The organism is Saccharothrix sp. DSM 118769 (genome assembly GCF_052936295.1).
The window spans coordinates 8,189,607-8,203,301 of record NZ_CP193627.1; the positions used below are offsets into that span (position 1 = coordinate 8,189,607).

Sequence of the window (13,695 nt, forward strand, 5' to 3'; positions counted from 1 at the left end):
ACCAACGTGCCCGGCCCACCGCCGACCTGCCCCGATCGTCCGGCGGACCCCGGATTGTCGGTGCCCGCCGGCAAAATAAAAGCAGGGGTCCCCCGGGCGGGGACCCCTGCGGTCAGCTCAGACCCTGGCCACCGAGACCCGGACCTTCTTCCCGTCACCCACGACGCCGTCGGAGCCCTCGGCCACCGCGCCGTACTCGACGGCCTCGGTGAGGGTCTCCTCCCGCACGAACGCCTCGAACGCGCGCACCGCCGCGTCGACGTCGCCCGGCAGGTCCAGCACCAGCGAGATCCGGTCCGACACGTCCAGCCCGGCGTCCTTGCGCGCCTGCTGCACCACCCGCACCAGGTCGCGCGCGACGCCCTCCGCCGCCAGCTCCTCCGTCACGACCGTGTCGAGCACGACGAGACCCGAGTTGTTCGGCAGCGCCGCCGTCGCGCCCCGGTCCGTGGCGACCAGCCGCTGCTCGTACTCCTCCGGGAACAGCTCGATCCCGGCGGCCACGACGCGGCCGTCCACCTCGGCCCAGTCACCGGCCTTGACGGCCTTGATGACCTTCTGCACGTTCGGCCCGAGCCGCGGCCCGGCCGCCCGCGCGTTGACCGCGAGCTGGAAGTGCCCGTGCGCGTCCACGTCGTCCGTCAGCTCGACGGACTTGACGTTCACCTCGTCCCGCAGCACCTCGGCGAACGGCTCCAGCAGCGCCACGTCCGGCGCGGCGATGACGAGCTTCGCCAGCGGCAGCCGCACGCGCAGCTTGTTCGCCTTGCGCAGCGACAGCGCGGTGGACGCCACCTGCCGCACCTTGTCCATCGCCGCCACCAGGGCGTCGTCGGCCGGCAGGTCGGCGGCGGCCGGCCAGTCGGCCAGGTGCACCGAGCGCCCGCCGGTCAGCCCGCGCCACACGGACTCGGCCGTGAGCGGCAGCAGCGGCGCCGCCACCCGGCTGACCACCTCCAGCACGGTGTGCAGGGTGTCGATCGCGTCCTGCTCGCCCGCCCAGAACCGGTCGCGCGAGCGCCGCACGTACCAGTTGGTCAGCACCTCCAGGAACTCGCGGACCGTCGCGCACGCGCCCGAGATGTCGTAGGCGTCCAGCTGCCCGGTCACGGTCGCGACCAGGTCGTGCGCCTTCGCCAGCGCGTACCGGTCGAGCACGTGCGCCGAGTCGGTCCGCCAGGTCCCCTCGCGCCCCTCGGCGTTGGCGTACAGCGCCAGGAAGTACCAGGAGTTCCACAGCGGCAGCACGGCCTGGCGCACCGCGTCCCGGATGCCCCGCTCGGTGACGACCAGGTCGCCGCCGCGCAGGATCGGCGACGCCATGAGGAACCACCTCATCGCGTCGGACCCGTCGCGCTCGAACACCTCGTTGACGTCCGGGTAGTTCTTGCGCGACTTGGACATCTTCTGGCCGTCGTCGCCCAGCACGATGCCGTGCGCCACGCAGTTGCGGAACGCGGGCCGGTCGAACAGCGCCGTGGCCAGCACGTGCATGGTGTAGAACCAGCCGCGCGTCTGGCCGTTGTACTCGACGATGAAGTCACCCGGGTAGTGGTCCTCGAACCACTCGCGGTTCTCGAACGGGTAGTGCACCTGGGCGAACGACATCGAGCCGGACTCGAACCAGCAGTCCAGCACCTCGGGCACGCGGCGCATCACCGAGCGACCCGTCGGGTCGTCCGGGTTCGGCCTGGTCAGCTCGTCGATCACCGGCCGGTGCAGGTCGGTCGGGCGCACGCCGAAGTCGCGCTCCAGCTCGTCCAGCGAGCCGTACACGTCGACCCTCGGGTACGCCGGGTCGTCCGACACCCACACCGGGATCGGGGAGCCCCAGAACCGGTTGCGGCTGATGTTCCAGTCGCGGGCGTTCTCCAGCCACTTGCCGAACTGGCCGTCCTTGATGTGCTCCGGCACCCAGTTGATCTGCTGGTTCAGCTCGACCATGCGGTCCTTGAACTTCGACACGGCGACGAACCACGACGACACGGCGCGCTGGATCAGCGCGTTGTCGCACCGCCAGCAGTGCGGGTACGGGTGGTCGTAGGTCTCGTGGCGCAGCAGCAGGCCCGCGTCCTTCAGGTCGCGGATGATCGGCTTGTTCGCCTCGAACACCTGGAGGCCCTCGTACGGCGGCACCTCGGCGGTGAACCGGCCGTGCGCGTCCACCGGCACGACGACCTCGATGCCCGCCGCGTCCGTGACGACCTTGTCCTCCTCGCCGAAGGCGGGGGCGATGTGCACCAGGCCCGTGCCGTCCTCGGTGGTGACGTAGTCGGCGGCCAGCACCTGGTGGGCGTTCTCCCGGCCGACGAAGAAGTCGAACGGCGGCGCGTACTTCCGGCCCACCAGGTCGGCGCCCTTGCAGCGGGCCACGACCGGCGGCTCCTCGCCCAGCTCGCGGGCGTAGGCGGGCACGCGGGCCTCGGCGAGCAGGTAGCGCTCGCCGTTCGCCTCGACCGTGACGTAGTCGACGTCCGGGTGCACGGCGGCGGCCAGGTTCGACGGCAGCGTCCACGGCGTCGTCGTCCAGACGAGCGCCAGCTCACCGGTCTCCAGGCGCAGGCCGACGGTCACCGCCGGGTCCTGCCGGTCCCGGTAGGTGTCGTCCATCTTCGTCTCGGTGTTGGACAGCGGCGTCTCGCAGCGCCAGCAGTACCAGAGCACCCGGAAGCCCTCGTAGACCAGGCCCTTGTCCCACAGGGTCTTGAAGGCCCACATGACGCTTTCCATGTAGTCCAGGTCGAGGGTCTTGTAGTCGTTGTCGAAGTCCACCCAGCGGGCCTGCCGGGTCACGTAGTCGCGCCACTGGTCGGTGTAGCGGAGCACCGAGGTGCGGCACGCCTCGTTGAACTTCTCGATGCCGAACGCCTCGATCTCGCTCTTGGACGAGAACCCGAGCTGCTTCTCCGCCTCGACCTCCGCGGGCAGGCCGTGCGTGTCCCAGCCGAACCGGCGCTCGACGTGCCTGCCGCGCATGGTCTGGTAGCGCGGGACGACGTCCTTGACGTAGCCGGTCAGCAGGTGGCCGTAGTGCGGCAGGCCGTTGGCGAAGGGGGGGCCGTCGTAGAAGACGAACTCGTTGGACCCGTTGTCCCCCGCCGGGCGCGCGTCGATCGACGCCTGGAACGTCCCGTCGGACTTCCAGAAGTCGAGGACGCCCTCTTCCAGGGCGGGGAAGGACGGCTGGGAGGGAACGGACCCCTCGCCTGCCTTCGGGTAGGCCATCGTGCTGCTCCTCGCGTGCGTCCATCCGGCTCACGGGGACGACGCGCCGACGGACGGCGCACCGCGGTACCACCCCGCTTGCCAGGGCGCGAAGGCTCTGGCCTCTCGTTGACGGCTGTCACGGGCCGCACCCGTCCGGTTCTACTGGGGCTCGCGCCCGTTCTTCCGGAGGCTCCCCGGTGATGGCCGGATCGACGCCTTGCTACGACCAAGGGTAGCCGAGCGGTGCAAACCGCTTTGAGTAGTTCCCCCCATGGCGGCGGGACAAGCCGGCTCGACAACCTGGTGGGGCAGGTACCGATCACGAGGGGGACACCGTGGGAAGAACCACCGCACTGCTGCTGGCGGCCCTGGCGCTGCCGGCGCTGGCACCACCGGCACTGGCATCACCGGCGCCGGCACTGCCGGCACTGGCACTGCTGGCCTCGGCCACCGAGGAGCGGGTCGCGACGTTCGAGGTCCGGTCCGAGGCGGGGTCGTTCCCCGTCGGCGAGCGGGACGTGGACTGGTCCACCCCGGGGGACGACGTCCGGGTCTGGGAGTCGGGGGGCGTCCTCAAGTTCGACGTGGACTCGGTCGCGGGTCCCGACCTCATCCGGGTCGAGCTGGCGGCGGCGGGCGGCGCGACGCTGGAGGTCGGCACGTACACCGACCCCACCTGGCGGGCCGACCCGGCGAAGCCGACCCTGCGGGTGATCGCCAAGGGGCTCGTGTGCGCCCCGGTGTTCGGGCACTTCACGGTCCACCACGTCGAGCGCGACCCCGGGACGGGGGCGCTCACCGACGTGGACGTGGAGGTCGAGCAGCGCTGCGGCGCCGCCGACGCGCCCGCGTTCCGGGGGCGCGCCACGCTGAGCAGCTGAACACCTGACCGGTCGAGCAGACCGGTCGGTCCGCTGATCCGCTAGGACGCCTCGGTCTCGGCCGGTTCCCCGGAGCCGGCCGAGCGCGCGGCCGCGGCCAGCGAGGAGTCCGGGCGGCACACCGCGCACGGCGTGAACCCGAGCTGGCGCGCCTCCCCGATCGGCAGCCCCAGCGAGGTCCGCTCCCCCAGCCACGAGCACGTGGCCAGGTGGTAGCGGGGTCGCTCGTCGAGCACCCTGACCTCGTCGGTCAGGTCGGCCACGACGAGCGCGTCGGCGGCGTCCGCGTCCTCCTCGCCGGGCTCGGCGTCGGAGCGGTCCACCTGATCGGGTGAACGGGGGGTGTCGCGCACCCCCTCGGTCCCGGCCTGTTGATCACCATCGCTAACCTGGTGGTCGGCGACGACCGCCGCGGCGCCGGCAGCCCCGGCGCCCGACCGGCGGCGGAGCCACCAGTCGAGCACGAGGACCACGGCAGCGGCCCCGCTCGCACCCACCGACAGCCACGCCCAGAACGTCTGGGTCGTGGTGAGGGCGGGCACGAGCAACCCCAGGGCTGCCAGCACCAACAGCAGGACGATGAACAGCACGTCGAGCAGACTAGATCAGCAGCGCCGATCAGCCGGCCTCGGCACGCGCCCCGAACGAGTAGCCACCGGGCTGGCGGCTGTCGGACGGTGCGGCCGGGCCCCGGTCCTGGAGGTCGCGCAGCGACGACTCCAGCATGGTCTTGAGCCGGGTCCGGTACTCGCGCTCGAAGGTCTGGAGCTTGTCGATCTGCTTCTCGAGCGTGTTCTTCTCCTGGGTGATGTTGCCCATCACCTCGGCGTGCTTGCGCTGCGCGTCGCGGTCGAGCGCACCGGCCTTCTCACGGGCCTGCCGCTCCAACGTCTCGGCACGCGTCCGCGCGTCGTTGAGCATGGTCTCGGCACGCGTGCGCGCCTCGTTGACCATGGTGTCGGCCTTCGCGCGGGCCTCGCTCAGCAGCTGCTCGGACTTCGTCCGCGCCTCCGACAGCATCCCGTCGGCCTCGGCCTTGGCCTCGCCGGTGAGCCGGTCGGCCATCTCCTGGGCCAGACCGAGCACCTTGGCGGCCTGGACGTGGTGGTCCCCACCACCACCGGGCGACGTCTGCTCCAGCGCCGAGGGGGGCGGCACCGGCGCGAGCCTGCGCGGCTCGTCCACCACTCGGCTGGGACCGACGCCTGCCGCGACCTTGGCACGGGCGTCTTCGAGGTCGGCACGCGCGGTCTCGACCTGCTGGTCGAGCTGTTCGACCTGCTGGCGCAGGTCGTTGTTCTCCTCGATCAGGCGAGCGAGCTCGCCCTCAACCAGGTCGAGGAACGCGTCCACCTCGTCCTCGTTGTAGCCCCGCTTGCCAATCGGCGGCTTGCTGAACGCGACGTTGTGCACGTCCGCGGGGGTCAACGGCATCAGATCACCTCACGCACTCCTGGGCTGTGGACATCCCCGGTCCCCTCACCTGGGATCGGCTACTCGCATCAGAATGATAACGACCAGCAACAGCACAATAATGGACAAGTCCAGCCCGATGCCCCCGATCCGCACGGTCGGGATGAGCCGACGCAGCAGGCGGACCGGGGGATCGGTCACGGTGTAGACGGTCTCCAGAGCAACTGCCACCCCGCCCGCAGGCCGCCATCCCCTGGCGAAACTGCGGACCAGCTCGACGACGACACGCGCCGTGAGCAGCAGCCAGAACGAGAACAGGACGTAGTAGACCACGAGCCAGAGGGCATCCACATCGTCAACTGTGCCACCACTCAGTCCCGCTTGAGGAACCCGCCCTCGGCGAGGCGCCTCCGGTCCTCCGCAGTCACCTCGATGTTCGGAGGTGAGAGGAGGAACACCTTGTGGGTCACCTTGTCCATGGACCCGCGCAGCGCGAACACCAGGCCGGCGGCGAAGTCGACGAGGCGCTTGGCGTCCGCGTCGTCCATGTCGGTGAGGTTCATGATCACCGGGGTGCCGTCGCGGTAGTGCTCGCCGATGGTGCGCGCCTCGTTGTAGCTGCGCAGGTGCAGGGTGGTGATCCGGGCCAGCGGGTTGCCCGCCGGCTCGGGGGTCGGGCGGAGCCTGCTCACCGGCTCGCGCTGCGGCTCCACGGCCAGCGCGCCGTGCGTCTCCGGGCTCCACGACGACCGGCGCGACCGGGTGCCGCGCTCGGGCTCGTAGTCGTCCGCCTCGTCCAGCTCGGCGCGGTAGGCGCCGGCCGGCCTGCGGCGGGGGCCGCGCTGCTCCGGGTACGGCTCGTAGTCGTCGGACTCCGGGTACTCGGACCGGTAGTCCGAGTAGCGGCGCTCGCCCTCGTAGGCGTCGGGGTCGTCGGCGTACTCGGCGGGGACCATCCCGAAGTAAGCCTTCAGCTTGTGAAACCCGCTCATGGTTCGAGCCCTTCCTCCGCCGATCCCTACCCGCAAGGACGTCGCGGTCGTCCCAGAGGTTCCAGACAGTTACGGCGAGGCTAGTCTCCGGCTGCCCATCAACGCTGTTCCGACACGCACGCACGTCGAACCGTGTGCGATGGCATCTTCCAGGTCACCGCTCATCCCCGCCGAGAGCACGGTGGCATCGGGATGATCGTCCCGCAAGCGGGTTACCGCTTCGTATAGAGCGGCAAACGCCTGCTGTGGAGACATGGAGAGGGGTGCGACGGTCATCACACCTCGCAGAAAAAGTTCACTCGTAAGTGCTACGTGATCGGCCAGTCGCGGTAGGTCACGGATCGGGTAGCCGCCGCGCGCCTCGTCGCCGTCGATGCTCACCTGGAGCAGCACCTCCACCGGCTCCGTCGCGGCCTTGGCGAGGGCGTCGGCGAGCCGGGTGGAGTCGACCGTGTCGACCCGGTCGGCCCAGCCGAGCACCGAGCGCGCCTTGTTCCGCTGGAGGGACCCGACCATCCGCCACGCCGCGGTCGCACCGGGCCGCAGCTCGGCGAACTCGGCGACCTTGCGGCCCGCCTCCTGGTCCCGGTTCTCGGCGAACTCGGTGAGCCCCAGGTCGGACAGGATCGCCACGTCGGACGCGGGCCACGTCTTCGTGACCGCGAGCAGCGACACCTCGTCCTCCGACCGCCCGGCGGCCCGGCAGGCCCGCGAGATCCGCCCGCGCACCTCGGCCAGCGACCGCGCCAGCTCCTCCCGGCGTTCCCCGTCGTCCACCCGCACCGCCCCGCGCTCCACGCCGTCGCGCTCCACGCCGCCGTCTGCCACGCCGCCGCCCTCCCGCTCGCTCACCGCTCCTCCACCCACACCACACCGGCCAGCCGCCCGGTGCCGGGCGTGCGGCGGTGGCTGAACAGCGTCCGCTCCTCCACCGTGCAGCGGGGGTCGACGCCGATCTTCCCGATCCCGGCGTCCGCGAGCTGCTGCCACAGCCCGGCCCGCAGGTCGAGCGCGGGCCGGCCGGCCCGGGTCTTGCTCGCGCTGCCCGGGAGGTGCTTCTCGACGTCGGCGCGCATGTCGGCGGGCACCTCGTAGCACTGGCCGCACACCGCGGGCCCCAGCAGCACCTCGACCCTCTCGCGGACGGCGCCCAGCTCGACCATCCGCTCCACCGCGGCGGGCACCACCCCGACCCGCGCGCCGACCCGCCCGGCGTGCACGGCGGCGACGACCCCCGCCTCGGGGTCGCCCATCAGCACCGGCACGCAGTCGGCGGTCAGCACCACCAGCCCCAGCCCGGCCTGGTCGGTGACCAGGGCGTCGGTGGCCTCCAGCGGTTCGGCGACCGGACCGCGCACCACCCCGACCGTCCGGCCGTGCACCTGCTCCATCCAGACCAACCGGTCGGGCGCCAACCCGATCCCCTCGGCCAACCGCTTCCGGTTGGCCTCGACGGCCGCCGGGTCGTCACCGACGTGGTCGCCGAGGTTGAACGAGTCGTAAGGCGGCTTGGACACCCCACCCTCACGGGTGGTCAGGACACGACGGATGCGCACCCCCCAAGCCTCCCAGACCCGCCCCACCCCCGAGAGTCCAACACCCAGGACCCGAGAGTCCAACGCTCAGGTCCCGAGAGTCCAACGTCCAGGCCCCCTGAGTTCTTCACCCAGGACCCGCACCCGGCAGGTGCCGAAAACGCTCAGGACCCCCGAACGTAGAACTCGGGGGTCCTGAGCGTTGGACTCTCTAGGCCCGGGTGTTGGACTCTCGGGGCCTGGAGGTTGGACTCTCGCGGGTCAGCGGCGCATGAAGGGGGGGACGTCCACCTCGTCGTCGGGGTCGTCGGTCACCGGCACGGCGCGGTTCGGCAGCGAGCCGGTGCCCGGGAGGCCCGGGGACAGGGTGCGCGGCGCGGCGGGCTGCGGCGCGCCGTAGGGGGACGCGCCGTTGCCCTGCACGGGCTGGGGCTGCTGCGGCACGGTCGGGCGCTGCGGCACGACCGGGGGCTGCTGCTCCACCGGCGGGGGCGGGGGCGGGGGCGCGACGACCGGCGGGGGCTGCTGGGGCGCCGACAGCTCGCCCGCGGTCGCCGTGGCGACCGGGTTGCCCCGGGCGGGGCCGGCCAGCACCTGCGGCTCCAGCTTCTTGTGCGTCGGCCCACCGCTGTCGAACCCGGCCGCGATCACCGTCACCCGCACCTCGTCGCCGAGCGAGTCGTCGATGACCGTACCGAAGATGATGTTCGCGTCGGGGTGCGCGGCCTCCTGGACCAGCGACGCCGACTCGTTGATCTCGAACAGCCCGAGGTCGCTGCCGCCCGCGATCGACAGCAGCACGCCGTGCGCGCCCTCCATCGACGCTTCCAGCAGCGGCGAGTTGATGGCCTTCTGCGCGGCCGTCACGGCTCTGCCCTCGCCGCGCGCCGAGCCGATGCCCATGAGGGCGCTGCCCGCCCCGGACATCACGGACTTCACGTCGGCGAAGTCGAGGTTGATCAGACCGGGGGTGGTGATGAGGTCGGTGATGCCCTGGACACCGGACAGCAGCACCTCGTCGGCCGAGCGGAACGCGTCCATCAGCGAGACACCGATGTCGCCGAGCTGGAGCAGCCGGTCGTTCGGGATCACGATGAGCGTGTCGCACTCGTTGCGGAGGGCCTGTATGCCCTCCTCGGCCTGCTTGGCGCGGCGCTTGCCCTCGAACGAGAAGGGCCGCGTCACGACGCCGATGGTGAGCGCGCCGAGCTTGCGCGCGATGGAGGCCACGACGGGTGCGCCGCCGGTGCCCGTGCCACCGCCCTCGCCGGCGGTCACGAAGACCATGTCGGCGCCCTTGAGGACTTCTTCGATCTCCTCGCGGTGGTCTTCGGCGGCCTTGTGGCCGACCTCGGGGTTGGCGCCTGCTCCGAGACCGCGGGTGAGTTCGCGGCCGATGTCGAGCTTCACGTCGGCGTCCGACATCAGCAGAGCCTGGGCGTCGGTGTTCACCGCGATGAACTCGACGCCCTTGAGCCCGACCTCGATCATGCGGTTGACGGCGTTCACGCCGCCACCGCCGATGCCGACGACCTTTATCACCGCGAGGTAGTTGTGCGGGGGCGTCATCGGTCCGCCTTCCTGATCGTGTCCGTGCTCATGTGCTGGAGTGGATGACCACCGGTGTCACAGCCCGGACGGATCTCCACCCGGATTGAAACTCTCAACCAGAGGTCGAGAGTTGTGTCAACCCCGTATGTTCCTGCTGGACGTTATGCACCATGAATGCCTCGGTCCAGCAGCCACGCCGTGTCGTGTCCTGACCGGGTGAGCGGTCCTTACTCGCCGGTCGTCCCGTCGAGCAGTTCCCGCACCGCGTCCAGGTGTCCCGCGTGCCGACCCGTTTCCTCGATCATGTGGATCAGCACCCAGCGCGCGGAAAGGCGTTCGCCGCCGCGGAACGCCACCTCGTGGTCGAGGTCGAGGCCCGCGGCGAGGTCCCGACTCGCCGTGCACTCCGAAGCGTAGTCGGCGAGCAATCCGGAGATCGTCTCGCCCGGCTCGACCCGCCAATCCACGTCCGGGTCGTCCCGGTCGTAGGGGGCCTCGCTGGGCTTCCCGGCGAGGACCACCTGGAACCAGTAGTGCTCCACCCAGCGCAGGTGCTTCACCACGCCCGCTGCCGTGGTGAGCCGCGAGGGCAGCACCGGGCGCGTGGCGTCCTCGTCGGCGAGGTCACGGCACTTGTGCGCGACCGTGCCGCGCAGGTAGTCCAGGAACGACGACAGCAGGGTCCGCTCGTCCCCGGTGAACGGCACGTCGACGCGGTCGTCCGCCTTCTGACTGGTCATGGTGCGGCAGTATCGCCGGCCCGGCGGCCCCTGACGAACGGGTTTCCCGCCGCCAAACCCGTTCCGGGTGTGGGGGTTTTCACTCGTCGTCGCCACTCACGGTGGGCAGTTCCGGGCTGGAGACGTCGAACACCGTGCCGCTGCGGGTCAGCAGGACCTCCAGCACGGCGGCCTTGCGCGGGGTGTCGTCCGGCGAGCCCCAGCGGACCTCGCGCCCGGCGGGGAGGGTGAGCCGGACGTCGGCGGGCGACCCGGCCACGACGGTCAGCACCTCCCGGCGCAACCCTTCGGGGAGCTGCGTGAGCACGCTCACCGCGGCGGTCACCGCGGCCGGCTGCGCGGCGGTCAGCTCGGGCAGGCCCACGGGCGGCTGCGCCACGACGGCGTAGTCGCGCCCGGTCGCGTCGACCAGGTGCGCGCCGTCCTCGGCCCTCAGCACCGCGACCGGCTCGCGCTCGTCGACGGTGAGCCGCACGGTCGACGGCAGCACGCGCTCGACCGTGACGCCGGCGACCCGGGACAGCCGGTGCACGCGGTCGGCGACGGCGCGGGTGTCCAGCTGCACGAGCGGCGTGCCCTCGTCGATCGCGGCGACCTCGCGGACCTGCGCCTCCGTGAGGTCCACCACACCGGCGACCTCGACCTGGCGGACGCCCAGCGCGGGCGTGAACCAGACCGTCACGACCAGTGCCGTGACGACGACCAGCACGAGGACCGCGACCAGCCGCCTGCGCAGCACCGTGCGCCGGGACGGGCCGCGCGACGGGCGTCGCCGCGCGGCGGCTGCGGTGCTGGCCGGGCGACGACGCGCCGTCCGCGTGCTCACGGGCGGTCCAGTTCCCCGACGATCTCCGGGCCGAGCATCGTCACGTCGCCCGCACCCATGGTGACGACGAGGTCACCGTCCGACACGAGGCCCTTCACGAGCGCGGGCACCCGGTCGAACGACGGCTCGTAGTGCACCTTCGCCGCGTCCAGCGGCACCTTCCCGGCCACCAGCGCGCCGGTGACGCCCGGTTCCGGGTCCTCGCGCGCGCCGTAGACGTCGAGCACGACGACCTCGTCGGCCAGGCCCAGCGCGGCGCCGAACTCGTCGGCGAACAGCCGGGTCCGCGAGTACAGGTGCGGCTGGAACACCACGACCAGCCTGCCCTCCCCCGCCACCGGGCGGGCGGCGGTGAGCTGCGCGGCCACCTCGGTGGGGTGGTGGGCGTAGTCGTCGTAGACCCGCACGCCGCCCGCGACGCCCTTGAACTCGAAGCGGCGGCGCACCCCGCCGAACGCGGCCAGGCCCTCCAGCACGCCGGCGCGGTCCGCGCCCAGCTCCAGCGCGGCGACCAGCGCGGCCACCGCGTTGCCGGCCATGTGCTCGCCGGGGACGGCGACGCGCACGTCCACGACCTCGCCGTCCAGTTCGACGCGCGCCAGGCCGCCGTTGCCCTCGGGCCGGTGGTCGACCAGGCGCGCCGAACCGGGCCCGGTGGCCGTGCGGCCGTACGAGCGGACCCGGATGCCGAGCTTCGCGGCCCGTTCGGCCAGCGCCGCCGAACCCGGGTCGTCCGCGCACGCGACGAGCACGCCGTCGGGCTGGACGCGCTCCAGGAACGAGTCGAACACCGCCGTGTACGCCTCGACGGTGCCGTGGTGGTCGAGGTGGTCGGCCTCGACGTTGGTCACCACCGCGACCGACGGCGCGAAGTGCAGGAACGACCCGTCGCTCTCGTCGGCCTCGGCGACGAACACGCCGCCGGAGCCCTGGTGGGCGTTCGCGCCCGACTCGTTCAGGTCGCCGCCGATGGCGAACGACGGGTCCATCCGGCAGTGCTGGAGGGCCACCGTGAGCATCGACGTGGTCGACGTCTTGCCGTGCGTGCCGGCGACGCAGGCGACGCGGTGGTCGTCCATGAGCGCGGCCAGCGCCTCGGCGCGCCGCAGCACGGTGACGCCGCGTTCGCGGGCGGCGACCAGCTCGGGGTTGTCCGCGCGGATCGCGGTGGACACCACGACCGCCGTGGGGCCGCCGTCGAGCTGGTCGAGGTTCGCGCCGTCGTGGCCGACCGCGACCGCCGCGCCCTGCGCGCGCAGCGCGAGCACGGTGCGCGAGTCCTTGGCGTCCGATCCGGAGACCTGCGCGCCGCGGGCGAGCAGGATGCGCGCGATGCCGCTCATGCCGGCACCGCCGATGCCGACTAGGTGGACCCGGTCCAGGACGTCGCTCACTTCTTGACCACTTCCAGGACGATGCGGGCCAGCACCTCGTCGGCCTCGCGGTGACCGGTGCTCAGGGTGGCGGTGGTCATCGCGGCCAGCCGGTTGCGATCGGCGACCAGCGGCACCACGTTCCGGGCGACCCACTCGGGGGTGAGCTGCTCGTCGGGGACGAGCAGGCCGCCGCCCACCGCGACGACCGGGTCCGCGTTGAGCGCCTGCTCGCCGTTGCCGTGCGGCAGGGGCACGAACACCGCGGGCAGGCCCACGGCGGACACCTCGGCCACCGTCATCGCGCCCGAGCGGCACAGCACCGCGTCGGCCGCCGCGTAGGCGAGGTCCATCCGCTCCAGGTACGGCACCGGCACGTACGGCGGCGCGCCGGGCACCGACTGCACGGCGACGGTGTTCTTCGGGCCGTGCGCGTGCAGCACGCCGATGCCGGCCTGCGCGAACGCGGGCGCGGCGGCGGAGACGGCGTTGTTGATCGACCGCGCACCCTGCGAGCCGCCGAACACCAGCAGCACCGGCGCGGTCGGGTGCAGCCCGAAGTGGGCGCGGGCCTGCTGCCGCAGCGCGGCCCGGTTCAGCGAGGTGATCGAGTGGCGCAGCGGGATGCCGATGACCTCGGCGTCGGTCAGGCCGGAGTCGGGCACGGCCGCGGCGACGCGCTCGGCGAACTTCGCGCCCACCTTGTTCGCCAGGCCGGCCTTCGCGTTGGCCTCGTGCACCACGATCGGCACGCGGCCGCGGGCGGCGAGGTAGGCGGGCAGGGCCACGTAGCCGCCGAAGCCGACCACCACGTCCGCCCGCACCCGCTCCAGGACTTCCCGGGTGTGCTTGACCGCGCCGCGCACCCGCAGGGGGAGCTTGAGCAGGTCGGGGGTGGGCTTGCGGGGCATCGGCACCGGCGGGATCAGCTCCAGCGGGTAGCCGCGGGCGGGCACGAGCCTGCTCTCCAGGCCGCGCTCCGTGCCGAGCGCCACCACGCGCGCGTCGGGCCGCAGCCGCATGACGGCGTCGGCCAGGGCCAGTGCGGGCTCGATGTGCCCGGCGGTGCCGCCGCCGGCGACCACCACGCACGGTCCGTTGGGGACAAGCCGATCGCCGGACAGGGGGACCTCCAGGGTGCGGGAAAGCTCGTCGAGTCGACGGGGCGAGCCTAGCA

The 13,695-nt window shown here is 72.3% G+C and carries 13 protein-coding genes; 1 reads left to right on the plus strand and 12 read right to left on the minus strand.

Features of this window, described 5'->3' with window-relative positions:
• Positions 1–117 precede the first annotated feature (117 nt).
• Positions 118–3,225 carry an isoleucine--tRNA ligase gene (gene ileS / locus ACRAKJ_RS34510; protein ID WP_438919489.1) on the minus strand — a complete coding sequence of 1,036 codons (3,108 nt, stop codon included), beginning with the start codon at positions 3,223–3,225 and terminating at the stop codon, positions 118–120.
• Between the two features lie 317 nt (positions 3,226–3,542).
• On the opposite strand from ileS, the gene ACRAKJ_RS34515 reads away from it, so the two are divergent.
• Positions 3,543–4,088 carry a hypothetical protein gene (locus ACRAKJ_RS34515; protein WP_438919488.1) on the plus strand — a complete coding sequence of 182 codons (546 nt, stop codon included), beginning with the start codon at positions 3,543–3,545 and terminating at the stop codon, positions 4,086–4,088.
• 41 nt (positions 4,089–4,129) lie between these two features.
• Here ACRAKJ_RS34515 and ACRAKJ_RS34520 read toward each other — a convergent pair whose 3' ends face one another.
• The 11 genes from ACRAKJ_RS34520 to murG form a co-directional block, all read right to left on the minus strand.
• Positions 4,130–4,678 carry a hypothetical protein gene (locus ACRAKJ_RS34520; protein WP_438919487.1) on the minus strand — a complete coding sequence of 183 codons (549 nt, stop codon included), beginning with the start codon at positions 4,676–4,678 and terminating at the stop codon, positions 4,130–4,132.
• Between the two features lie 28 nt (positions 4,679–4,706).
• Positions 4,707–5,522 carry a DivIVA-like cell division protein Wag31 gene (gene wag31 / locus ACRAKJ_RS34525; RefSeq protein ID WP_306750664.1) on the minus strand — a complete coding sequence of 272 codons (816 nt, stop codon included), beginning with the start codon at positions 5,520–5,522 and terminating at the stop codon, positions 4,707–4,709.
• A 45-nt stretch (positions 5,523–5,567) separates the two neighbouring features.
• Positions 5,568–5,852, minus strand: coding sequence for a YggT family protein (locus ACRAKJ_RS34530; protein ID WP_233812844.1), 285 nt, complete (start codon positions 5,850–5,852; stop codon positions 5,568–5,570).
• Between the two features lie 20 nt (positions 5,853–5,872).
• Complete coding sequence (locus tag ACRAKJ_RS34535) at positions 5,873–6,493, minus strand: cell division protein SepF (protein WP_438919486.1); 621 nt, start codon at positions 6,491–6,493, stop codon at positions 5,873–5,875.
• 69 nt (positions 6,494–6,562) lie between these two features.
• Positions 6,563–7,270 carry a YggS family pyridoxal phosphate-dependent enzyme gene (locus ACRAKJ_RS34540; protein WP_438919552.1) on the minus strand — a complete coding sequence of 236 codons (708 nt, stop codon included), beginning with the start codon at positions 7,268–7,270 and terminating at the stop codon, positions 6,563–6,565.
• 71 nt (positions 7,271–7,341) lie between these two features.
• The gene (gene pgeF / locus ACRAKJ_RS34545) at positions 7,342–8,049 is read right to left on the minus strand and encodes a peptidoglycan editing factor PgeF (protein ID WP_438919485.1); all 708 of its coding nucleotides are present in this window, start codon (positions 8,047–8,049) and stop codon (positions 7,342–7,344) included.
• Positions 8,050–8,289: 240 nt separating this feature from the next.
• Positions 8,290–9,597, minus strand: a complete 1,308-nt coding sequence (gene ftsZ / locus ACRAKJ_RS34550) for a cell division protein FtsZ (protein ID WP_438919484.1) — start codon at positions 9,595–9,597, stop codon at positions 8,290–8,292.
• Positions 9,598–9,806: 209 nt separating this feature from the next.
• Positions 9,807–10,319: a DinB family protein gene (locus ACRAKJ_RS34555; RefSeq protein WP_438919483.1), complete on the minus strand. Its 513-nt coding sequence runs from the start codon at positions 10,317–10,319 to the stop codon at positions 9,807–9,809.
• 79 nt (positions 10,320–10,398) lie between these two features.
• Complete coding sequence (locus tag ACRAKJ_RS34560; protein WP_438919482.1) at positions 10,399–11,145, minus strand: FtsQ-type POTRA domain-containing protein; 747 nt, start codon at positions 11,143–11,145, stop codon at positions 10,399–10,401.
• Entirely contained in the window at positions 11,142–12,539 is a 1,398-nt protein-coding gene (gene murC / locus ACRAKJ_RS34565; RefSeq protein WP_438919481.1) for a UDP-N-acetylmuramate--L-alanine ligase, read from the minus strand. The genes ACRAKJ_RS34560 and murC overlap by 4 nt, the downstream gene beginning before the upstream one ends.
• Complete coding sequence (gene murG, locus ACRAKJ_RS34570; RefSeq protein WP_438919551.1) at positions 12,536–13,654, minus strand: undecaprenyldiphospho-muramoylpentapeptide beta-N-acetylglucosaminyltransferase; 1,119 nt, start codon at positions 13,652–13,654, stop codon at positions 12,536–12,538. Before murG ends, murC begins: the two co-directional genes overlap by 4 nt.
• Positions 13,655–13,695: the final 41 nt, after the last annotated feature.

Excerpts from the sequence above, each read along its gene's own strand:
- ileS (WP_438919489.1), bottom strand. The coding sequence starts at position 3,225 with ATGGCCTACCCGAAGGCAGGCGAGGGGTCCGTTCCCTCCCAGCCGTCC.
- wag31 (WP_306750664.1), bottom strand. The coding sequence starts at position 5,522 with ATGCCGTTGACCCCCGCGGACGTGCACAACGTCGCGTTCAGCAAGCCG.
- ACRAKJ_RS34535 (WP_438919486.1), bottom strand. The coding sequence starts at position 6,493 with ATGAGCGGGTTTCACAAGCTGAAGGCTTACTTCGGGATGGTCCCCGCC.
- ftsZ (WP_438919484.1), bottom strand. The coding sequence starts at position 9,597 with ATGACGCCCCCGCACAACTACCTCGCGGTGATAAAGGTCGTCGGCATC.
- ACRAKJ_RS34555 (WP_438919483.1), bottom strand. The coding sequence starts at position 10,319 with ATGACCAGTCAGAAGGCGGACGACCGCGTCGACGTGCCGTTCACCGGG.